24 protein-coding genes are annotated in these 20,856 nt (G+C 62.2%); 4 read left to right on the forward strand and 20 right to left on the reverse strand.

Annotated features, from left to right (window positions below):
- Nucleotides 1–177 precede the first annotated feature (177 nt).
- The gene (gene gcvP / locus V6M61_RS20345) at nucleotides 178–3,072 is read left to right on the forward strand and encodes an aminomethyl-transferring glycine dehydrogenase (RefSeq protein ID WP_332778427.1); all 2,895 of its coding nucleotides are present in this window, start codon (nucleotides 178–180) and stop codon (nucleotides 3,070–3,072) included.
- Nucleotides 3,073–3,416: 344 nt separating this feature from the next.
- On the opposite strand, the gene V6M61_RS20350 is transcribed toward gcvP, so the two are convergent.
- From V6M61_RS20350 to V6M61_RS20360, 3 genes are all read right to left on the reverse strand, one after another.
- Entirely contained in the window at nucleotides 3,417–4,184 is a 768-nt protein-coding gene (locus V6M61_RS20350) for a carbon-nitrogen hydrolase family protein (RefSeq protein ID WP_332778428.1), read from the reverse strand.
- A gap of 64 nt (nucleotides 4,185–4,248) precedes the next feature.
- Nucleotides 4,249–4,746 (reverse strand): OsmC family protein, encoded by a 498-nt coding sequence (locus V6M61_RS20355; RefSeq protein WP_332778429.1) that lies wholly within the window; start codon nucleotides 4,744–4,746, stop codon nucleotides 4,249–4,251.
- The gene (locus V6M61_RS20360; RefSeq protein ID WP_332778430.1) at nucleotides 4,743–5,390 is read right to left on the reverse strand and encodes a GntR family transcriptional regulator; all 648 of its coding nucleotides are present in this window, start codon (nucleotides 5,388–5,390) and stop codon (nucleotides 4,743–4,745) included. The genes V6M61_RS20355 and V6M61_RS20360 overlap by 4 nt, the downstream gene beginning before the upstream one ends.
- A 466-nt stretch (nucleotides 5,391–5,856) precedes the next feature.
- Here V6M61_RS20360 and V6M61_RS20365 point away from each other — a divergent pair, with 466 nt between their 5' ends.
- On the forward strand, nucleotides 5,857–6,279 hold the full coding sequence (locus tag V6M61_RS20365; protein WP_332778431.1) for an FKBP-type peptidyl-prolyl cis-trans isomerase: 423 nt from the start codon (nucleotides 5,857–5,859) through the stop codon (nucleotides 6,277–6,279).
- A gap of 51 nt (nucleotides 6,280–6,330) precedes the next feature.
- On the opposite strand, the gene V6M61_RS20370 is transcribed toward V6M61_RS20365, so the two are convergent.
- Together V6M61_RS20370 and V6M61_RS20375 are read right to left on the reverse strand one after the other, a co-directional pair.
- Nucleotides 6,331–6,555, reverse strand: coding sequence for an alpha/beta fold hydrolase (locus tag V6M61_RS20370; protein ID WP_332778432.1), 225 nt, complete (start codon nucleotides 6,553–6,555; stop codon nucleotides 6,331–6,333).
- A 49-nt stretch (nucleotides 6,556–6,604) separates the two neighbouring features.
- On the reverse strand, nucleotides 6,605–7,153 hold the full coding sequence (locus tag V6M61_RS20375) for a peroxiredoxin-like family protein (RefSeq protein ID WP_332778433.1): 549 nt from the start codon (nucleotides 7,151–7,153) through the stop codon (nucleotides 6,605–6,607).
- A 174-nt stretch (nucleotides 7,154–7,327) separates the two neighbouring features.
- Here V6M61_RS20375 and V6M61_RS20380 point away from each other — a divergent pair, with 174 nt between their 5' ends.
- Nucleotides 7,328–8,152: an AraC family transcriptional regulator gene (locus tag V6M61_RS20380; protein ID WP_332778434.1), complete on the forward strand. Its 825-nt coding sequence runs from the start codon at nucleotides 7,328–7,330 to the stop codon at nucleotides 8,150–8,152.
- Between the two features lie 229 nt (nucleotides 8,153–8,381).
- Here V6M61_RS20380 and V6M61_RS20385 read toward each other — a convergent pair whose 3' ends face one another.
- Together V6M61_RS20385 and V6M61_RS20390 are read right to left on the reverse strand one after the other, a co-directional pair.
- Nucleotides 8,382–9,056 (reverse strand): alpha/beta hydrolase, encoded by a 675-nt coding sequence (locus V6M61_RS20385; protein WP_332778435.1) that lies wholly within the window; start codon nucleotides 9,054–9,056, stop codon nucleotides 8,382–8,384.
- Between the two features lie 44 nt (nucleotides 9,057–9,100).
- On the reverse strand, nucleotides 9,101–9,928 hold the full coding sequence (locus tag V6M61_RS20390) for a DODA-type extradiol aromatic ring-opening family dioxygenase (RefSeq protein WP_332778436.1): 828 nt from the start codon (nucleotides 9,926–9,928) through the stop codon (nucleotides 9,101–9,103).
- 150 nt (nucleotides 9,929–10,078) lie between these two features.
- Here V6M61_RS20390 and V6M61_RS20395 point away from each other — a divergent pair, with 150 nt between their 5' ends.
- Entirely contained in the window at nucleotides 10,079–10,978 is a 900-nt protein-coding gene (locus V6M61_RS20395) for a LysR family transcriptional regulator (protein ID WP_332778437.1), read from the forward strand.
- 191 nt (nucleotides 10,979–11,169) lie between these two features.
- Here the strand turns inward: V6M61_RS20395 and arfB are convergent, their stop codons facing one another.
- The 13 genes from arfB to V6M61_RS20460 all read right to left on the reverse strand — a co-directional run.
- Nucleotides 11,170–11,580 (reverse strand): alternative ribosome rescue aminoacyl-tRNA hydrolase ArfB, encoded by a 411-nt coding sequence (gene arfB, locus V6M61_RS20400; protein WP_332778438.1) that lies wholly within the window; start codon nucleotides 11,578–11,580, stop codon nucleotides 11,170–11,172.
- Between the two features lie 32 nt (nucleotides 11,581–11,612).
- On the reverse strand, nucleotides 11,613–12,077 hold the full coding sequence (aroQ, locus tag V6M61_RS20405; protein WP_332778439.1) for a type II 3-dehydroquinate dehydratase: 465 nt from the start codon (nucleotides 12,075–12,077) through the stop codon (nucleotides 11,613–11,615).
- 10 nt (nucleotides 12,078–12,087) lie between these two features.
- Nucleotides 12,088–12,213, reverse strand: a complete 126-nt coding sequence (locus V6M61_RS20410; protein WP_332778440.1) for a hypothetical protein — start codon at nucleotides 12,211–12,213, stop codon at nucleotides 12,088–12,090.
- A gap of 56 nt (nucleotides 12,214–12,269) precedes the next feature.
- Nucleotides 12,270–13,052: an alpha/beta fold hydrolase gene (locus V6M61_RS20415; RefSeq protein ID WP_332778441.1), complete on the reverse strand. Its 783-nt coding sequence runs from the start codon at nucleotides 13,050–13,052 to the stop codon at nucleotides 12,270–12,272.
- 61 nt (nucleotides 13,053–13,113) lie between these two features.
- A complete protein-coding gene (locus V6M61_RS20420; protein ID WP_332778442.1) occupies nucleotides 13,114–13,512 on the reverse strand; it encodes a carboxymuconolactone decarboxylase family protein in 399 nt (132 codons plus the stop codon).
- A 20-nt stretch (nucleotides 13,513–13,532) separates the two neighbouring features.
- Nucleotides 13,533–14,744, reverse strand: a complete 1,212-nt coding sequence (gene pcaB, locus V6M61_RS20425) for a 3-carboxy-cis,cis-muconate cycloisomerase (RefSeq protein ID WP_332778443.1) — start codon at nucleotides 14,742–14,744, stop codon at nucleotides 13,533–13,535.
- 23 nt (nucleotides 14,745–14,767) lie between these two features.
- Nucleotides 14,768–15,661, reverse strand: a complete 894-nt coding sequence (locus V6M61_RS20430; protein ID WP_332778444.1) for a sugar phosphate isomerase/epimerase family protein — start codon at nucleotides 15,659–15,661, stop codon at nucleotides 14,768–14,770.
- A 4-nt stretch (nucleotides 15,662–15,665) separates the two neighbouring features.
- Complete coding sequence (locus V6M61_RS20435) at nucleotides 15,666–16,583, reverse strand: VOC family protein (protein WP_332778445.1); 918 nt, start codon at nucleotides 16,581–16,583, stop codon at nucleotides 15,666–15,668.
- A gap of 30 nt (nucleotides 16,584–16,613) precedes the next feature.
- Complete coding sequence (locus V6M61_RS20440; protein ID WP_332778446.1) at nucleotides 16,614–17,366, reverse strand: ABC transporter ATP-binding protein; 753 nt, start codon at nucleotides 17,364–17,366, stop codon at nucleotides 16,614–16,616.
- Nucleotide 17,367: 1 nt separating this feature from the next.
- Complete coding sequence (locus tag V6M61_RS20445) at nucleotides 17,368–18,114, reverse strand: ABC transporter ATP-binding protein (protein ID WP_332778447.1); 747 nt, start codon at nucleotides 18,112–18,114, stop codon at nucleotides 17,368–17,370.
- The gene (locus V6M61_RS20450; RefSeq protein WP_332778448.1) at nucleotides 18,111–19,118 is read right to left on the reverse strand and encodes a branched-chain amino acid ABC transporter permease; all 1,008 of its coding nucleotides are present in this window, start codon (nucleotides 19,116–19,118) and stop codon (nucleotides 18,111–18,113) included. The genes V6M61_RS20445 and V6M61_RS20450 overlap by 4 nt, the downstream gene beginning before the upstream one ends.
- Nucleotides 19,115–19,990, reverse strand: a complete 876-nt coding sequence (locus V6M61_RS20455; RefSeq protein ID WP_332778449.1) for a branched-chain amino acid ABC transporter permease — start codon at nucleotides 19,988–19,990, stop codon at nucleotides 19,115–19,117. Before V6M61_RS20455 ends, V6M61_RS20450 begins: the two co-directional genes overlap by 4 nt.
- A gap of 130 nt (nucleotides 19,991–20,120) precedes the next feature.
- On the reverse strand, nucleotides 20,121–20,856 hold a 736-nt coding region (locus V6M61_RS20460; protein ID WP_332778450.1), incomplete at its 5' end, for an ABC transporter substrate-binding protein.

The raw sequence follows: 20,856 nt of genomic DNA on the forward strand, positions 1-20,856 counted from the left end.
CTGCGCTGGACGAGTCGCCGCCAGAGGCGACGGCTCTTCAGCCCGTCCAAGCCCGCGCAGGCGGGCTTGGAGCCGCGGGCCTCAGCCCCGAGGGGGCTGTGCTTGCTTGGGGCGGCCCTGCGCAGCGCACGCTTGGGGTATTGATCGTTTCCGCACCATTTTGTATTTAGGACTCTTATGTTGATGCAATCCGCCAAGCCGCTCGACGAGCTTGAAAACGCCTCCGAGTTTATTGCCCGCCACATCGGCATTGACGAAACCGATGAAGTGGGCATGCTCAGTGTCATCGGCTCCGCTTCACGCCGCGCACTGATCGAAGGCATCGTGCCGCGCGCCATCGCGCGCCGCACGGCCATGGCCATTCCTGCGCCCGTGACCGAAGCGGCTGCGCTGAAGCAGCTCAAGGCGATTGCATCGAAAAACCAGGTCTTCAAAAGCTTTATTGGCCAGGGCTACTACGGCACCCTGACCCCCGGCGTGATCCTGCGCAACGTGCTTGAAAACCCGGCCTGGTACACCGCCTACACGCCCTACCAGGCGGAAATTTCACAGGGCCGCATGGAAGCCCTGGTCAATTTTCAGACCATGGTGTGCGATCTGACCGGCATGCCGATTGCCAACGCCTCCATGCTGGACGAAGCCACGGCAGCGGCCGAGGCCATGACGCTGGCCAAGCGCAGCGTCAAAAGCAAGAGCCATGTCTTCATCGTGGCCGGTGACTGCCACCCGCAAACGATTGAAGTGATCCAGACCCGGGCCAAGCCGCTGGGCATTGAAGTCAAGGTCAGCTCGGCGACCGAGACCGTGCCGCAGCTGATGGCGGCGGGCAACTACTTTGGCGTGCTGGCCCAGTACCCGGCCACCACCGGCAGCATCCATGACCTGCGCCCGCTGGCCGGCCAGGCACATGCGGATGGCGCCGCCCTGTGCGTGGCCGCCGACCTGCTGGCGCTGACCCTGCTCACCCCGCCCGGCGAGTGGGACGCCGACATCGTGCTGGGCACCACGCAGCGTTTTGGCATGCCCATGGGCAATGGCGGCCCGCATGCCGCCTACCTGGCCTGCCGCGACGAGTTCAAGCGCTCGCTGCCCGGCCGCCTGGTGGGCGTGAGCGTGGACGTGCACGGCAACCCCACCTACCGCCTGGCGCTGCAAACGCGCGAGCAGCATATCCGCCGAGAAAAGGCCACCTCCAACATCTGCACGGCGCAGGTGCTGCCGGCGGTGGTGGCCAGCATGTACGCCGTCTACCACGGCCCGCAAGGCCTCAAGCGCATTGCCCAGCGCGTCGCCGCCTACACCGCGATTTTTGTGCGCGGCCTGCAGGAGCTGGGCTTCGAGATCACCAACACCGGCGCTTTTGATTCGGTCACGGTCAAAACCGGAGACGCTACCAATTTGATAGCTTCCCGCGCACGCCAGGCAGGGGCCAACCTCAGATTCCGCCTGACGAACCATCTGGGCGTGTCGCTCGACGAAACCACCAGCCGCAGGGACATCGAGTTGCTGTGGTCCTTCTTTGCCAAAGAAGGCCAGCGTGTGCCGGTGGTCAGCAGCTTCGAAAAAGGGATTGAGTCGCTGATCCCGGCCGATCTGCGCCGCACCAGCGACTTCCTGACGCACCCGGTGTTCAACACCCACCATTCCGAAACCGGCATGCTGCGCTACATCCGCGCCCTGAGCGACAAGGACCTGGCGCTGGACCGCAGCATGATCCCGCTGGGCAGCTGCACCATGAAGCTCAACGCCACCAGCGAGATGATGCCGATCACCTGGCCCGAGTTCGCCAACATTCACCCCTTCGCCCCGGCAGACCAGCTCGAAGGTTATGCCCAGCTTGACCGCCAGCTGCGCGAATGGCTTTGCGAGGCGACGGGCTACGACGGCATCAGCCTGCAGCCCAATGCCGGCTCGCAGGGCGAGTACGCGGGGCTGCTGGTCATCAAGGCCTTTCACGAAGCGCATGGCCAGGGCCACCGCAACATCTGCCTGATCCCGTCGTCGGCCCATGGCACCAACCCGGCCAGCGCGCAAATGGCCGGCATGACGGTGGTGGTCACGGCCTGCGATGCGCAGGGCAACGTGGACATGGCCGACCTGAAGGCCAAATGCGAGCAGCACAGCGCCAATCTGGCCTGCGTGATGATCACCTACCCCAGCACGCACGGCGTGTTTGAAACCCATGTGAAGGAGCTCTGCCAGCTGGTGCACAGCCATGGCGGCCGCGTCTATGTGGACGGCGCCAACATGAACGCGCTGGTCGGCGTGGCCGCGCCGGGCGAGTTCGGCGGCGATGTCAGCCACCTGAACCTGCACAAGACCTTCTGCATCCCACACGGCGGCGGCGGCCCCGGCGTGGGCCCGGTCTGCGTGGTGGCCGATCTGGCGCCTTACCTGCCCGGCCATGCCACGGCCGGCCTGCCGGTCAACGGCGTCGGCGCCGTGTCGGCGGCGCCGCTGGGCAACGCCGCCGTGCTGCCCATCAGCTGGATGTACTGCCGCATGATGGGCCCCGAGGGCCTGCAGCAAGCGACGGAAGTGGCCATCCTGAGCGCCAACTACATCAGCGCGCGGCTGAAAGACCATTACCCGACGCTTTACGCCAGCGAAAACGGCCATGTCGCCCATGAGTGCATCCTGGACCTGCGCCCGCTCAAGGAAACCAGCGGCGTCACCGCCGAAGACGTGGCCAAGCGGCTGATCGACTATGGCTTTCACGCGCCCACGCTGAGCTTCCCGGTGGCCGGCACGCTGATGGTGGAGCCCACCGAGAGCGAAACACTGGACGAGCTGGATCGCTTCATCGCCGCGATGATCGCGATTCGCGAGGAAATCCGCCGCATCGAAAAGGGCGAGTGGCCGCAGGACGACAACCCGCTGAAGGCCGCACCGCACACGGCCTTGAGCCTGCTCAAGGGCGAGTGGAACCATGCTTATTCACGCGACGTGGGCGCGGCCGTGCTCAGCAAGACCCAGCACGCCAAGTACTGGCCGCCGGTGGGCCGCGTCGACAACGTCTACGGCGACCGCAACCTGTTTTGCAGCTGCGTGCCGGTCGACGACTACGCGTGAGAGAGGAACCGCGCCGGGCTGCAACAGGCCCGGGGCGGATTCATTTCGCTATTGATTTCATAGCTTGCTCCGCCCAATCCAAAAGGGCGGGAGGCCTATTTTGTTTGAAATCAAGGTGGTGGCATGGGATGGAAGCTGTCGGCCAACTCCGGTCATCCGAGCGTGTGCATCAAGGGGCAGGTCAAGACTGACTGCTGACCTACGCCTATTCAAACTGCCAACTCCAAACCAGACATTGACTTCGGCATCTTGACCGCCGGCAATATGGCGATGAATTCACGGGGACCAGAACCCGCACCCGGCCATGACCGGCCGTTCGCGCGGGGCTTTCGGCGGCGACAGTTTCAGATTATCTCTTCCACGTAACAGGGATAGGCTCTCTGAGCTGACGTGACGGCTTCGAAGTCGAGCTCAACGGTGACTATCGGGCGGTCGGGCGTTGTGCGTGTCAGCAACGAGCCGGTGGGGGAGAAGATGAAACCACCTCCTCCGAATGCACCCTTGTCCAGGGAGCTCCGGTTTGAGCTGACCACATAGCACCCAGACACCAGAGCGGCCATCGCGGCCGCTGTGTGCCAGTAGCGCATTGACACCCCACTGGTTCTCGGAATCGCAATCACGTTCGCGCCCTGGCGGCGATAGTGCCTTGCCCACTCCGTGAACATCAGTTCGGTGCACAACAGCACCCCAATACGCAACGGTCCCACTTCGATGACTTCAAAACCAGGGCGAGTTGGCTCGAACCATGTCTTCTCGAAAAATCCCGACTGCTCCGGGAAATAGTGTTTGTGATGTATGGCTGTATAGCCGGCGTCTCGCAGCAGGAATGCCTCGTTTGCAAGCTTCGTGGGAGACGATATGGGTCTGGAAGAGATGATGGCCGAAGCGTTCAGCTTGCCGAGCTTGGCTATACCGCGATCATGAGCGTAGATGCTTTCTGCCGCCTGCGCCGCGTCATACACATCCGACGCCGCGAGCCATTGACCGAAGGGCATTTCGTTGATCACCAAGAGCCTTGTGCCCTGGTCTTCCACATGTTTGTGGAGCCCGTCCCAGGTTGCGGAATCCGCAGTGTCAAAGCGGTCCGGTAGTTCGCAGCAGGTGATGTGCATTCGTGTTCCCTCGGCTGAACGGGTAATCCATGGGGTAAGGTAATGTTCAGTTGAGTGGCTCTCGTCACCGATTCCCGTCATATTCCAAGACGTCGTAAGTCCAAGTGCCTTGAACGACAATTTCAGCCTTTACCGCGTTCGCAAGAAAGCACTCCTCATGTGCCCTGTGGTGTAAGTCATCCACCGCTTCAGTGGTCGGCACCAGCTTGCCGGAAAACGTCACCGAAGGCGCTAGAACGATTCGTGACAGCCACAGCTTTCCATCGGATCTCTTCGCCAGATAGCCCTCCGCACGGTCGGCGTATTTGTCGACAACATACCCGTCGCGCGCGACGAGGTCCAGAAACCAGAGCATGTGGCAACTGGACAGGGAAGCAACGAAGGCTTCCTCCGGGTCGACAGCGGACGGGTCGGAAAGAGGTACTCGCACAACATCCGGGGAACTGGAGCCAGGGACTTTCGCGCCGCCGTCGAATCGCCACACGTGCGCTCGACTGTACCTATGGTCCGTGAATTTGCTTCCGTTTCGTTCCCAGTCGATCTCGACGACATGCGGTTTCATGAAAGCTCCTCGTGCGCGTTGGCGGTTTGAATCTGACGCAGCACCACGGTACGCGTCTCGTTGAGATGATCGGAAAGGGAACGGATGGCGCTTTGTATGTCCTTCGCACGAACCGATGCGATCAGTTCGCGATGCTCGCGCTTCCACTCGGCGCGACGCGTGTGAGGCCCAATCTGGGTGAATGCGTACCGCTCCACTTGTCCACGCAACGTCAATACCAGGCGCAGCGTGCGAACGCGATTTGCCGGCTCGTACAGGGCCTCGTGAAAGCGACGATCGCCTGTCATCCACCCCGCACGACTGTCCTCGAGTTCAAGCTCTTTCTGGGCCGCTTCCAGCCGGATCAAAGTCTTGGGGCTGTGCTGCGGTATCGCCTCGGCGAGCAGGTGAGTTTCGAGCAACACGCGCAGATTGAAGATCTCGTCGATCTCGTCGACGCGAAGCGATGCCACGCAGGCTCCACGGTTCGGCGCGACCACGACGAGGCCGTCCGCGTGAAGCAGTTGGAGGGCCTCTCGAACGGGTATTCGGCTCGCCCCGTAGCGCGCCGCGAGTTCTTCCTGGCGCAGAGCTACGCCGGGCTCCCACACACCGCAGTCGATATCGGCGCGAAGGCGTTCGGCAAGAACCGATGAAGTAGTCATTGGATAAATGTATCCAATTTCCCGTGGGTTTGCAAGGGTGAGCCTTATCCAACGAGGTATGAGCCTGAAGCGGGTTCCGTGATTCCAACGAGGTGTGAGCCTGAGCGGCTGGTTTGGGCACGCTGCTATCAATCAGCCACCACACCGCGCATCCGCTCAAAAACAAGTCATATTGGCCTCCAGCCCAAACAGAATGGGCGCAAGCAGCTACTGATTCGATAGCATATCCAGTCCGGCGGCAAACTGGCGCACACTGCGGCCAGCCTGATGTCGGCCGGAGCCCGCCCGAAATGCGCGGCCCGGCTGACCTCTTCCTGGGCTCAACTGTGGGGTTGTGCAGGCCGATCCTGGCACCGTAGCGTTCGGTTACAGCGCACCTTGCCAGGCAGAGATAATCCAGCGGCGCAGCGTCAATTCGCTGGCTCAAAACGTCTTGCCCTTTCCATTCTGTTTCACGTTGATCACCATGAACACCACAAAAAAACTTGTAGCTCTGAGCACCACCCTGACTGCCGTCTTGGGCCTGGCCTGCAACGCTTTCGCTGCGGCCCCTGCCGAGACGCTTTCTTCAGGCGTCAAAATTGTGCACAGCGTTGACGGCACCGGGCCGCAGCCCAAAGCCTCTGACACGGTCAAGGTGCATTACCGCGGCACGCTGGCCGATGGCAAGGAATTCGACAGCTCCTACAAGCGCGGCACGCCCGCGAGCTTTCCGCTCAGCCGCGTGGTGCCGTGCTGGACCGAGGGCATGCAGAAAATCAAGGTCGGCGGCAAGGCCACGCTGACCTGCCCGCCGGCCACGGCTTATGGCGACCGTGGCGCCGGTGGCGTGGTGCCGCCCAACGCCACGCTGACGTTTGACGTCGAGTTGCTGGCCATCGAAAAGTAAGGAAAAGCAAGCTGCCCGCAGGTGCAGCGGGCAGCACAGCCGCCGTGTTGTCTACTGGGCCGCGTTGAGCGTGGCGAGCAGCGCCTGGTCAAAGGCCTCGGCCCGCTCAAACTGGACCCAGTGCCCGGCCTCCTCAATCCAGGTCAGCGACTTGAAGTGAGGAGCTTGTTGCAGGGCCAAGCTCAGTGCCTCCATTTTCCCCTGATAGAGCGCATCTTCGCGGCCGTAAATCGCGTGCACCGGGCAGCGAACCTGCGCCAGCGAACGCAGTAGCACGTCACGCCGCGGGGAAATCTGAGTGCAAGGGTAAGACCTCATCGGCCCATCAGACTTCTGCCGTGTATTCCCCACGTGCCGGATAGTCCTTGGCGATCGCGAAATCAATCGCGCCCAGCAGGTCTTGGAATTGTGGGCGCGCGAACGGCATGGTTTGAACCGCGCCGTAATACAGCGTCCCGTCCGGTCGAACAATGAAGACGCCAGGCTCACTGAATAACGTGGGCTCATCAATTCCGATTGAAGTCGTCCCGCGAGAAGAACTTATATAAAGGCCCCACTCACGGGCGCTCTTCAAGCTCAGACCATAGGCGAACTTGACCGCGCTGGCTTTGACCTTGTCGGCCATTTGCTTGCCGCGTTCTTCGTCGTCGCTGCTAACAGCGATGACCTGAACCCCGCGTGTCGCGAATTCTGGCGCGAGGCGTTCCAACTCAAGCAAGTACTTCGCGCAAATCGGGCAATGAAGGCCTCGGTAGAAGACCACGAGGTCAAAACGTTCTCCTGGCATAGCGCCAAGGACAAACCGGCCCTCAGTAGTCAGAGGGACATTGAGGGCCGGGACGGGATATCGCGGCATCAGGGCTTGCGCTTTCATTGACTCATCCTTTTGGGTGGAAAAAACAGCCAGCATCGGCTAGTGGCGGGCGTCAAATGCTCCAGGGGCCAGCGCGAAAACAATGTGACCGGCGCCCTTTGAGATTGTCCGATCGGCACATTGTGCTGTATTATCTGCAATCAAAAATTCAATTACGTTTGCCATTCGTTCAAAATGAACAACCCAATTCGGCTAGATCGTCTGTCAGCCCTGCTTGAAGGACTAGCGCCCAGAGTGGAGGTCATGCGAGCAGAAATCGGCACTTCAACAGTAAGCTTCGAAGCAACTTCAGGGCAACTGCTGTATTTGCATTTGGTTGCGCAAGGTGAAGTGCGCTTAAGTGTTCCCCACGAAGATTTCGTGACCGTTACAGCGCCCGCTATCGTTATTTGCCGCGCAGACAGAGCCCATTCGTTGACGCCGCTATCTGGCAGAGCATTTGAAACACTGATATGTGCAAAGGCATTCCTGGAAGGCCCTGTTGCATCCTTGCTCCTCGGTGAATTTACGCAACAGCTTGTGGTCCCACTTGATGGGGCCGACTCATCACTGAATCATGTGATCCACCTGATTTCCTCGGAACTTCTGGAGCCGCGTTGCGGTCAGCCAGCGCTCCTGGACCGGGCTGGGGACATTCTTTTTATTGGCCTGCTGCGACACTTGGTTGCGCATCCTCGGACGACGAGCGGACTCTTCAACGGGCTCGCGGATCCGCGTATCGCTGGTGCGCTGGTCGCCATGCACGCCGCGCCGCAAAACGATTGGAATCTGGACACGTTGGCCAAAGAAGCCGGGATGTCCCGCACCTCATTTGCCACCAGGTTTCGGGAAGTCATGAATCACCCGCCTGGCAAGTACCTGGGGTACGTGCGCTTATCGATTGCCCACCGGGCAGTGCAGTCAGGGCTTGGACTGAAAAGAGCAGCCAAAGACTCTGGTTATACGAGCGTTTCGGCGCTCTCGCGTGCCTTGTCTCGTGCAAAACTACTTAACGACTAGGCCCCACTGATCAGGCGGTGCTGCACATCAAAACCAGGGCGAAAATGTCAAGCGGGACGCGTTAACCAGCTGATTTTGGCTCGCTACTGTCAAACAGCCACGGCACGGCGCATTCGACTCAGAGATAAGCCAAATCGGCCTCCAGCCCAAACAGGACAGGCACAAATAGCTATTAATTTGATAGCAAACCAAGTCCAGCAGCAAGCTGGCGCGCGTCGGAGCAAGAACCTCACCCGTGCACCAGCCCCGTCACGCAGAGGGCTTCCAGCCACTGCATGGCGGCCTGCAGCTCTGCCGGTCTGATCTCATGCCCGCCGGGGAATTCGGCATAGCTGAGCGCCAGCGGCAGGTGCGAGGCACGGTCGCGAATGTCGTGCGCGCTGGCCAGCGGAATCACCGTGTCCTGCAGGCCGTGGCTGACCCAGAGCTGCTTGCCCCGCAGCTGGTCGGCAGGCGCCACCAGGGGCAGCACCTGCGGCAGCAGCCGGCTGTGCAGCACCATGGCCGCCCGCATCAGCTGCGGCTGCGTGAGCAGCAGCGACAGCGACATGATGCCGCCCTGGCTGAAGCCGCCCACCACCACGCGCTCAGGCGGCACCCCGAGCTGCCGTGCGGCAGCTTCCACCGTCTGCGCCACGAGCCGGCGGCTTGCCGCCTCCTGCGCTTCATTGATGACGCGCCCTTGCGCAGTAACGCCAAACTCGAACCATGCATAGGAGCCGAATCCCATCACATTCGGTGCGCGCAGGCTCAGCACGTGGAACTGGGGCGGCACGTAAGACGACAGGCCAAACAGATCCTGTTCATTGCTGCCGATGCCATGCATCAGCACCAGCAGCCACGGCTGGGCCGTGGCGGCAGCAGCGGGTCGCTGCAAAAACGATAGCGGAAGATCAAGATTCATCAGGGGCTCCATGGCTTTTTGACTCAAAAAATGACAGGCAATATTTACGGCGCAGCCAGTGGCGCAGACAAGGCAAAGGTATCCATCGCCAGCATGCTGTACATCACCTCGCGGCTCAGGTAGTCGGGCCGTGCGCCCTGCGGGCCGCCCCACTCTGCCGCGCCCAGCGCAAAGAAGATCGGCAAGAAATGATCTTCGCTCGAGTGCGCACGCTGTGCGTGCGGTGCCTGGCGGCGGTAGTCCAGCAGCGCGCTCAGGTCGCCGCGCGCAAGGGCCGACTCAACCCAGCGGCTGAATTCGACGACGTAGGGCGCCGGCTCGCGCGCCCCGCCAAAAAATTCAGCCAGATTGTGCGTCATGCTGCCCGAGCCGATCACGAGCACGCCGCGCTCGCGCAGACCACGCAGCGCCCGGCCCATGGCATAGGTCTCGGCCGGGCCGTAGGACATGGGCAAGGCCACCTGCACCACCGGCACCTGGGCCTGCGGGAGCAGGTGCATCAACGGCACCCAGGCGCCGTGGTCCAGCGGACGCCGGTCGTCGCCCTGCGCCTCGATGCCGGCCTCCTGCAGCAAGCCCAGCACCTCCCGGCCCAGTTCAGGGCTGCCGGGCGCCGGGTATTGCAGCGCGTACAGCGCCTGCGGAAAACCGCCAAAGTCGTGCCAGGTGGCCGGTGCGGGGTTCGTCATCACGGCCGGCGTGCGCGTCATCCAGTGCGGCGACATGATCACGACGCCCCGCAGTTCCTGTCCCCTCGTTTCCGTCAGCGCCCGGGCCCAACGCGTCAACGCCGGCCCGGTCTCACCGGGCTCAATGGCAAACAGCGGTGCGCCGTGCGAGATAAACAGGGCCGGAAGGGCATGGGCAGACATGATGGAATCCTTGGATTTAAAGCATGGGATGGAAGAACTGTAGTTGTCTACCCAAAAAAGATAAATAATAGATTTATTGATTAATTGTCTTTAAATAAGAGACAATAATTTTTATCCCCTGCTAAAACAGCTTCCCAAACCCGAAAGCTCATGGACCAGTTTCGCCAGATGGAAGCTTTCGTTGCCGTCGTGCAAAGCGGCAGCTTTGTCAAAGCGGGCGAGCGGCTGGGTGCCTCCAAGGCCATGGTGTCGCGGCTGCTGCTGGAACTGGAAGCGCGCCTGGGTGCGCGCCTGCTTAACCGCACCACGCGCCGTCAGTCGCTGACCGAGGCAGGCATGGATTATTTTGAGCGTTGCCGCAAAATCCTCGATGAACTGGCCGAAGCCAATGCCGCAGCCAGCGCCAACACCGCCCAGCCGGCCGGACGCCTGCGCATCAATGCACCGGTGACTTTCGGCAACCTGCATTTGGCGCCGCTGTGGGGCCGTTTTTTGCAGCAGTACCCGCAGGTCACACTCGACGTGACGCTGTCTGACCGCGTGGTGGATCTGATCGATGACGGCTATGACCTGGCCATCCGGATTGCCCGGCTGCCGGATTCCAGCCTGGTGTCGCGCCGCCTGGCCGCAACGCGGCTGGTGCTGTGCGCCGCGCCTGGCTACCTGAAGCGGCAGGCGCGCATTCGCCGTATCGAAGACATTGCAAAGCACCCGGTGATTGCCTACACCTACTGGTCAGGCGGCGACACCTGGGCGTTTGAAGGGCCCAACGGACGGGTGGAAGTGATCACCCAGCCCCGGCTGCGCACCAACTCGGGCGATACCTGTCTGGCGGCCGCCCTGGCTGGCCAGGGCCTCATACTGCAGCCCACCTTCATCGTGGGGCCGGACCTGAAAGCGGGCCGCCTGCAGGAGGTGCTGCCCGAATACCTCGCCCCCACGCTGGACATTCAAGCGGTGTACCCAAGCCGTCAGCACCTGTCAGTCAAGGTGCGGCGCATGGTGGAGTTTCTGGCGGCTGCGTTTGAAAAGCCGGTCTGGGATCCGTAAAGCTGAAGGTGCGTGAAATTGACGGCAGACACATCAGGCAGCAAGCTCCTGACGCTTTACTCAGGCGACGCCAGCCATGCTGTCATTCTGAGCAACGCGAAGAATCTTGCCAGCATACCGAGATCCTTCGCTGCGCTCAGGATGACAAAGTATGTCGCACTACTTTCGGACTGCTGAGTAAGAAATGCTTTTTATTCACTGACCCGGCCACGCAGCCCCTTGATGGCGGAGCGCTGGCTCTTGCCTTCGAGCCGCCGCTGTTTGGAGCCATAGGTCGGCTTGGTGGCGCGCCGGGGCTTGGGTGGTGATGACACGCTGTCGACGACTTCCTGCAAACGTGCCAATGCATCAGCACGGTTCATCTCCTGCGTGCGATGCTGCTGCGCCTTCAGGACCAGCACGCCCTCCTGCGTAATGCGGCTGTCATTCAGCGCCAGCAGCCGTGCCTTGATCTCTTCAGGCAGTGACGACGCAGGGATGTCGAAACGCAAGTGCACCGCACTCGAGACCTTGTTGACGTTTTGCCCGCCGGCACCCTGCGCCCGGATGGCGCTGAACTCCACCTCACGCTCGTCAATCGGGAACTTAAGGGGCGGCGGCATGCGTCAGCGCCCGGCAGGCTTCATCAGGCAGCTCAGGCTGGCTGGGCCAGCTCGGCCAGGGCTGCCAAACCTGCTATTGCCAGGCCGTAGCCCTTCACGCCAAACCCGGCCATCACGGCCTTGGCGGCAGGCGAAATGTAGGAGTGATGGCGGAAGGCCTCGCGCGCATGCACGTTGCTGATGTGCAGCTCGATCAGCGTCACGCCGGCGCCCTTGATGGCGTCATGCAGGGCCACGCTGGTGTGGGTGTAGGCACCGGCGTTGAGAATGACGCCGGCCAATGTGCCGGCCGCCTGCGCGCGGCCTGCCTCATGAATGGCGTCGATCAGCACACCCTCGTGGTTGCTCTGGCGGAAGTCGAGCTTGAATCCATGGCTGGCGCAGGCCTTCACGCACAAGGCCTCGACGTCAGCCAGCGTTTGCGAGCCGTACACGGCGGGTTCGCGCGTGCCCAGCAGGTTGAGGTTGGGGCCATTGAGCACCAGAGCTGTTTTCATGGAAAGTCTTTCAGTTCAAATCTTTGAGGGCAACCGTCTTGCCGCTGGCAATCGACTGCCGCACCGCTTCCACGGTACGCAGGCTTTGCAGGGCATCGGAAACCGTGATTATCGGCTCTGCTTTTCCTTCGATCAAATGACAGAAATGCGCCGGCTGGGATGATGCATGGAAGGCATGGCTATTCCACGCTTCTATTCCACGCTTTCAAAAAATTCGGTCAACAGCCGGGCAAACCCCTCGGGCTGCTCCACCGCGCTGAGGTGGGCGGCCTCCAGCGTGCGCAGCCGCGCGCCGGGAATGGCGTCGGCCATGAGCTGCGACATGGCCAGCGGCGTCGCTTCGTCGCGTGTACCGGCGATCACCAGCGCCGGGCAGGCGATGCCCAGATTGCTGCTGCGAAAATCAATGCCCGCCACCGCTTCGCAGCTGGCGGCATAAGCCGCTGCATCGGTGCGCTCCAGTTGGCGGCGCAAGGCGGCCACGCGCTGCGCGCCGCCATGCAGCTGGTCCGCCCGAAACTCGGGTGTGAACCAGCGCTGCATCGCACCATCAGCAATCGCGGCAACACCTTGCTCAAGCACTGTTTTCACCCGCGCTTGCCACAGGCCGCGGGCCGCCTCGTCGTACCAGCTGGCCGCGTTGGCGATCACCATGCTTTTGAGCAACTGCGGGTACCTTGCAGCAAGCGCCTGTGCCGTCATGCCGCCCAGGCTGAGGCCGACAAAATGAACCGGTCCTGCCGCGCGTGCGCTGATCAGACTTGCGGCGTCGTCTGCCAGCATGTCCATGTTGTAAGGCCCGGGTACCGCTTCCGACGCCCCATGGCCCCGGTGGTCATAGCGCAGCACGGTGTAACGGCTTTTCAGCAGGTCCGCCACGCCATCCCACATGCTGATGTCGCAGCCCAGCGCATGGCTGAGCACCACAGTGGGCCCTTGCCCTTCTTCAATCCAATGCAAAGCCGGTTTTTTCATAGGCAACTTTCAAAAAAAACGAGACACGGGCAAGATGGCAGGAGGCCGCGCCCGCAGCGGTCTAGCCTTTGGCTGGCAACAGTCCCTTTTCGCGCAGGATGTTGCCAGCCAACGCAAACGCATGGTTGGCGGCCGGCACACCGCAGTAAACCGCGGCCTGCAGGATGATTTCCTTGATCTCTTCCGGCGTCAGCCGCGATTCGGGTGGGCCATCCAGTGCGGCACGCACGTGCATCTCGAACTCTTCGTAGGCCTTCAGGGCAATCATCATCGAGATCACCATCAGGCGGCGCGTCTTGTCCCCCAAAGCAGGCCGGCCCCAGATCTCGTTCCAGGCATAGCGGGTGATGAGACTCTGGAATTCGGCGTTGAATTCATTGCTGTTGGCCTGCGCCTTGTCGACCCACGCATCGCCCAGTACGCGGCGGCGGTTGACCATGCCTTTGTCGTAATCGTTCATGCTGACCGTCCTTGATTTCCTTAAGGTTCTTGATGAGGTGCTTTCAATTCACGCAATGACTTGACCTGGGCCAGCGTCAGTTGCGCCGCATGCTGGGCCAGTTCGGGGTTGAACCACTCGTCGGCAGCGTCTTGCGGCAAGGCCGCGCGCAGGGCATCGAGATTGGCGCGCATGCGCTGCGTGTTTACTTCAAGGCCAGGCAGCGCCTGCGCCATGGCGCGGGCCGAGCCGTGGGCCGACATCAGAAGGCCCGGCCACTCAGCCAACTCGGCCTGCCAGTTGCCCAAGGCACGTTCATGCTCTTGCGGCATGGACGCCAGCAGGGACGCCACACGCTGCGGCGCCCGCTGTGCGGCGGCCAGCGCCACCATGCAGGCCACCGGGTTGCGCTTGTGCGGCATGGCAGACGAGCCACCGCGCCCGGGCTCTGCCGGCTCGGCCAGCTCGCCCACTTCATACTGCCCCATCAGGGCAATGTCCTTGCCAATCTTGCCAAGGCTGCCCACCAGCAAGGCCAGCTCGCAACCCAGCGCCACCCACTCATCGCGCTGGGTATGCCAGACCGATGACGGTGCTTTGAGCCCCAGCTCACTGGCCATCAGCGCCGTGACCTCCCGGCCCTTGCCATTCATTTGCGCAAGCGTTCCCACCGCACCCCCCAGCTGCACGCTCAGGGCATTGCCGGCTGCGCTGCGCAGACGCTGCTGGCTGCGCACCAGCGGCGCGGCCCAGCCTGCGCATTTCAAACCAAAGCTGGTGACCGAGGCCGGCTGCATCAGCGTGCGCGCCAGCATGGGCGTGGCCGCATGGCGTTCAGCCAGTTCCAGCAGCGCGCCAACGGCCTTGTTCAGATCGGCTTCAATCAGGGCCAGCGCTTCACGCGTGACCAGGGCCATCGCGGTGTCAATCACGTCCTGGGAGGTAGAGCCAAAGTGGACAAACCGGGCCGCTTCGGCATTGAACAGGGCCACCGTGTCCCTGAGGCTCTTGACCAGCGGAATCGCAATGCTGCCGGCCCGCCCGCTTTCCCGCACGATTTTGGCCACGTCAAACAGGTCCACCTTGCAGGTCCCGATGATGGACTGCGCCGCGCTTTCAGGGATCAGGCCGGCGCGGGCCTGCGCGCGCGCCAGGGATGCTTCAAAACGCAACATGGCCTGTATGAAGTTGCGCTCGTTGAATGCCTCCAGCACTTCGGAAGTGGACAAAAAACCTTCAAAAATACTGCTCATACGGAATCAATCATGTTGAAAAACTAGCGCTTCAGGCGAATCTGGTTGGGCAGCGGCACCGACCGCCGCAGCACATCCTCGCCCAGCCACAGCGCCGAGCGCCACGCGCGCTGCGCCACCGTCGGCAAGGGGATTTGCTGGTAGTCGTCGTTGAACACTTCAAAGCTGTAGTCACCGCGGTAGCCCAGCTCATGCAGTTTGGTCACCAGCGCGGCCAGCGCTTCGCTGTGCACCCCTTCGCCCGGGAACACACGGAAGTGCCGGGCCGTGGCAATGCGCTCTTCCACCGACTTGATCTCGTTCCACATGAAGTCGGCCAGCTGCACCAGGAAGATCTTGTCCGGATCGAGCATGTCCAGCTCGTCCAGCGGGGTCTTGCTGGCAAACATGTGAAAGGAGTCAAAGCCGAGCCCCAGATTGGGCATGTCGGCCTGGCAAATGATGTCCCAGGCCTGCGGGAACTCGTTGATGGTGCGGCCCCATGAGAGCGCCTCGTAGGCCACCTTGATGTTCATGGGGATGGCCAGCATGGCCAGCTTGCGCAGATCGCGCACCAGCGCATCGGTCTCGCTGGTGGCATGGGTGGAGGTTGACGAGCAGACCAGCAGCAGACGGCAGTCCAGCGCGTGGCACATCTCCAGCATGGACTTGGCGATAGCCATCTTGTACTCGTGCAGGTGGCCCGACAGCCCTTCAAAGTCGCGCAGCACCTGAAAGCCGGTCACCCGCAGGCCGCTGGCGCGCACGGCGGCCACCGCCGCCTCCAGGCCGTCCGGGTGGCCCACCAGGTCCCGGGCGGCCAGCATGATCTGCGTAAACCCGGCTTCGCGCACCGCCTTGAGCTTGGCCTCAAGCGGCCCTGCCAGCGAGATGGTGTCCATCCCGAAGTCATCAATGTTTCCGCTGTAGTGGCTCATGATGTCACCCGCGCTTGTTTTGTACCAGCTCAAAGGTCACGCTGCCCAGCCAGGTTTTGGTCAGCGCACCGCGGTCTTCGGTATGCACCCCGCTGGACTCGACGAACTCGACGCCGCGCTTGCGCAGCTCGGCAACCGCCGCCAGCACGTCGGGACTGCCCAGCCCGATGCGCTGCATGCGCTCATCCCCTTCGACGTCCAGAACACTGGCCTCGGGCTCGATCAGCTGGAGATGGAAACGGGAGGATGCCGGACAGGGGCTGCGAAGAATGCGCCCCTTGGGCAGGATGCCAAAACGCTGCTCGCTGGGCAGCTCCGTGAAGCCGAACAGCTCGCGGTAAAACTCGGCCCAGTCTTCGCTGCGGTCATTGCCGATGTACTGCACGATGCCAAAAAAATGCAGGCCGGCGACGGCCGGTGGGTGCTGGTCCACACCCGGGATGGGCACGAAGTCGACATCGAAGATCGAGAACTTTTCATAGCGGTCCACAAAATAGATGCGGCTCTTGCCTACACCGTGAATCGCCGGGATGTTCAGCTCCATCACCTCCACCCGCGCCGGCACGGCCCAGGCGCCACGGTCGAGGGCGCTGCGGTAGGCTGCTGCCGCGTCGCGGACACGCAGGGCCACGGCCGCAATCACCGGCTTGTCGGTGGGCGCCGCGCCGTCGGGCAGCATGGGAATGTGGGCGTTGACAATCACATTGATGCCGCCCTGGCGGTACAGCAGCACTTCGCGGGAGCGATGCCGGGCAATCGGGCGAAAGCCCATCATCTCCAGCACCTGCCCGAGCGCCTGAGGCTTGGAGGTGGTGTACTCGATGAACTCGATCCCATCGAGCCCCAGCGGATTGGCCACTTCGGGGATGGATTCGCGGTCTTTGGCGTCAGCCGGATGCGGCGCCGGATTGTTTGTGCTCATGAGATTCTCCTGATTAGAGCTGCCATGAAATTAAAGTGCGACACCGGCCATGCCTTGGGCGACATGCCCACCGCCCAGGAACAGCCGCTCGATATTGGGGTCGGCCAGCAGTTCTGAGGCCGGCTTGTGCAGCACCAGCTGGCCCGACTCCAGTGCGATCGCATCGTCGGAAATTTTGAGCGCACTCTTGACGTTTTGCTCCACCATCAGCACCGTGGTGCCCTGCGAGGCCAGCTTTTGCAACAGTTTGAACACGTCCTGCACCACCATCGGCGACAGGCCGATGGAGGGCTCGTCAATCAGCAGCACCTTGGGCCGCAGCAACAGGGCGCGGCCAATCTCCAGCTGCTTTTGCTCCCCGCCCGACAGCGCCGAGGCCTGCGAGTGGATGCGCTCCCTGACGCGCGGGAAGAACTCCAGCACCTCGGGAATGCGCTCATGCGTGGTCTTGGTGCCCAGCGTGATGCCGCCCAGCTCCAGGTTCTGGAACACGGTGAGCTGGCCAAACAGGTTGCGCCCCTGCGGCACAAAGGCAATGCCACGGGCCAGCAACTCTTTTTGCGATGCGCCGGTGATGTCGGCCCCGTCCAGATGGATGCTGCCCTGGCGCGGTTTGAGCAGGCCAAACAGGGTTTTCAGCACGGTGGACTTGCCCGCGCCGTTGGGGCCCAGCAGCAGCGTGATGGAGCCGCGCCTGACCTTGAACGACAGGTTGTTCAGGATCATGAAATCCTTGTAACCGGCCACCACATCGTCGAATTCAATGCAGATATCGTTGGACATGTCAGTTCCCCAGGTAGGCGTCGAGCACCTCTTTGTTGGCTCGAATCTCGGCCGGCGTGCCAATGGCCAGCACCTGGCCTTCGACCATCACCATGATGCGGTGGCACAAATCCATCACAAAGTCCATGTTGTGCTCGATCACCACGAAGGAGCCCTTGCGTGTCTTGTTCAGCTGCTTGAGCAGGGTGGAGATGCCGCCCACCAGGCTCGGGTTGACGCCCGCGCAGGGTTCGTCCAGCAGCACCAGGTCGGGCTCGCTCATGAAGGCCATGGCAATGTCCACCAGCTTTTGCTGGCCGTAGCTCAGCGAGCCCGCCGGTTTGTCGGCCACATGGCGGATGCGGAACAAATCAATCAGCTCGTCCGCCTTGGCGCCCAGGCCGGAGTCGCCGGGGGCAAACATCCGGCTGAGCAGGCTGCCCTGGTGTTCCTGCGCGGCGACGATCAGGTTGTCGCGCACGGTCATCTTGCCAAACACCTGCAGCGTCTGGAAGGTGCGGCCCACGCCGCGCCGGCTCAGCTCCAGCGGCGACAGGCCGGTGATGTTTTTGCCGCTGAGCTCAATGCTGCCGGCATCCGGGCTGATCTGCCCCAGCACGCTGTTGAACATGGTGGTTTTGCCGGAGCCGTTGGGGCCGATCACGCCAAAGATTTCCCCGGGCATGACTTCAAACGACACGCCACCGACGGCCTGGATGGCGCCATAGGCCTTCTTGAGCTGGCTGACTTTCAGGACGGGGTTGATCATGATGCGACTCCGATCTTTTGGGCGGCGGCCATGCGTGCAGCCGAAGCTTCCCGCGCGGCGCGCCGGTCCCGGATGCGGTCCGGGATGCTGAGCAGTCCGTCGGGCAGCCAGACCATCAGCACCACCACCGCTGCACCGAACATCGGCAGGTACCAGTTGGAAACAAAGGGTACGTCGCGCAGCCATTCCGGCAGCACCACCCCCACAGCGGCACCGATGATGGGCCCCAGGAAATAACCGGCACCGCCGACCACCACCATCAAATACATCATGATGGACGCCGCCACAGTGAAAGGCGCCGGTTCAATGAACTGCACCAGCGAGGCAAACAGCGCACCCGCGATACCAGCATAAACCGCACCGATGGCAAAACTCAGCAGCGTGTAGTTGCGAATGTCCACCCCCAGGCTTTCAGCCCGTATCGGGTTGTCGCGCAGGGCCTTGAAGGCCTTGCCCCAGGGGGAGCGCAGCAAGCCCCACAGCAAACCGGACAGAATGAGCGTCACCGCCAGCACAAAGTAGTAGTAGGGCCGGTTGGCTTCGAGCGAGTAGCCCAGCAGCACGGGCCGCGCGATGTTGTTGATGCCGAAGGTGCCGCCGGTCAGCCACTCTTCGTTGCGCATCACCAGCCAGATGGCGGTGTTAAAGCCCAAGGTGGCGAAGGCCAGGTAAATGGTCTGCACCCGCAGCGCCGGAAAGCCCAGGATCAGCCCGACGGCAAAGCAGATCAGGGCGGCGGCCGGCAGGCCGAGCCAGAAGCTGAAGCCGGCCTTCATCAGGATGGCCACGGTGTAGGCTCCGATGCCGAAGAAAGCCGCATGGCCCAGGGATTTCTGGCCCGCATAGCCAATGGTCAGGTTCAGGCCCATGGTGGCGATGATGAAGACCAGCCAGTAGGTCAGCAGGTAGATGCCGTAGTTCTTCAGGTACTGCGGCGCGACCAGCACCAGCAAGGCGCCCAGCACGGTGAAGACGGTCGCAAATTTATGGTTCAAGAGCTTCATACCTTGCGCTCCTCTTTTTTGCCCAGCAGGCCTTGCGGCTTGAACAGGATCACGATCATGAAAATCACCAGGGCCACGGCGTCCTTGTAGGCCGGCGAGATGTAGGCCGAGGCGAGGTTTTCGCACACGCCGACAATCAGGCCGCCCAGCAACGCGCCGCGTGAGTTGTTGAAACCGCCGATGATGGCGGCAAAGAAGGCCTTGGTGCCCAGGCCCTCGCCCATGTCGAACTTGGCCAGGTAGGTGGGCGTGACCAGCATGGCGGCCGCCACCGCCAGCACCGCATTGATGGCGAAGGTGTAGAAAATCATGCGCGGCACATTGATGCCGAGCACCGAAGCGCTTTCCGTGTTTTGGGCCACGGCCTGCATGGCGCGGCCGGTGACGGTTTTGGCCAGAAAGGCCTGGGTGGCCAGCACGATAGCCATGGCCAGTGCGAAGGTGCCAATGTCCTGCAGCGTGACCGTGACGCCGGCAATGTTGTAGAGCTTGTCGGCAAACAGGCTGGGGAAGGGATGGGCCTCGGCGCTGTAGCCGGCCCGCACGCCGTTGCGCATGGCGATCGACAGGCCGATGGTGGCCACGACGATGGGCATCATGCCATACTTGAACAGCGGATCGACCACGCCGCGCTTGAAGATCCAGCCCAGCAGCAGCACGGCCAGCAAAGCGGTCATCACGAAGCTCACCAGCATGGGGGCGCCCAGCGAGATGAAGCCCAGCATCAGAAAGGCCGGCAGCATGACGAACTCGCCCTGCGCGAAATTGATGGTGCCCGAGGCCTGCCACAGCAGCGTGAAACCCAGGGCGGCCAGCGCATAAATGCTGCCGGTGGCCAGGCCGGATAAAAAGAGTTGGAGAAAGTCGGTCATGGGTCTAACACTCACATCCGTGGGGTTGGAAGAACAGGGAGGGCGGCAGCGGGTCAGCTGGCGGCCCTGGAAGGCAGGTCCGGCGCCGACCCGGCATACCACCGGGAGGCTGTCGATTGACTCTGTGGATTTACTTCTTCGCAGCCGCGGCGCTCAGGGGCGGCAGTATGGAGACCACCTCCTGCTTGCCGTTCTTCACTTCCACCATGAAGCTTTCGCGGTCCAGGTCGCCTTTGCTGTCAAAGCTGACGTCCATCAGCACACCAGGCTGATCCGCGGCCTTGACCTTGAGCGTGTGCAGCGCAGCGGCCACGGCCTTGCGGTCGAGCTTGCCGGCCTTTTCAATCGCTGACTTGAGTACGTAAATACCGGAGTAGCCCTTCATGCCGTTGTGGTCGGACACATATTTGTACTCTTTCTCGAACTTGGCGCGGAAGGCGCGAATGGCAGGCAGGGGTGCGTCGACCGTCAGGCCCACGTGGGCCACCGCACCATTGGCAGCGTCACCCGCCAGGTCGATCACTTTCTGGCCCGTCAGCGTGGTCTCGCCCACAATCGGCTTGCTCCAGCCCTGCTTGCGCAGCTCGCGCAGCAGGCGCGCCGACTCTTCTTCATTGGAGTAGGCGAACAGACCTTCGGCATTGCTCTGCTTGGCGCGCAGCACGGCAGCCGAGAAGTCAATCTGGCCGGGCTCGGTGGAAATCTCGGTAACGACCTTGGTCGGCGAATTGGCCAGCGCCTTCTTGATCATGTCCAGGCCGCCCTTGCCGAAGTCGTTGTTCACGTAAATGATGGCAATGCTTTTGAGCTTGGCCTGCTCGCTGATGTAGCGGGCGACCTTGGGCATGGCCGTGGCCTGCGTGAAG

This window comes from Polaromonas sp. (genome assembly GCF_036676035.1).
Classification (GTDB): Bacteria; Pseudomonadota; Gammaproteobacteria; order Burkholderiales; family Burkholderiaceae_C; genus Polaromonas.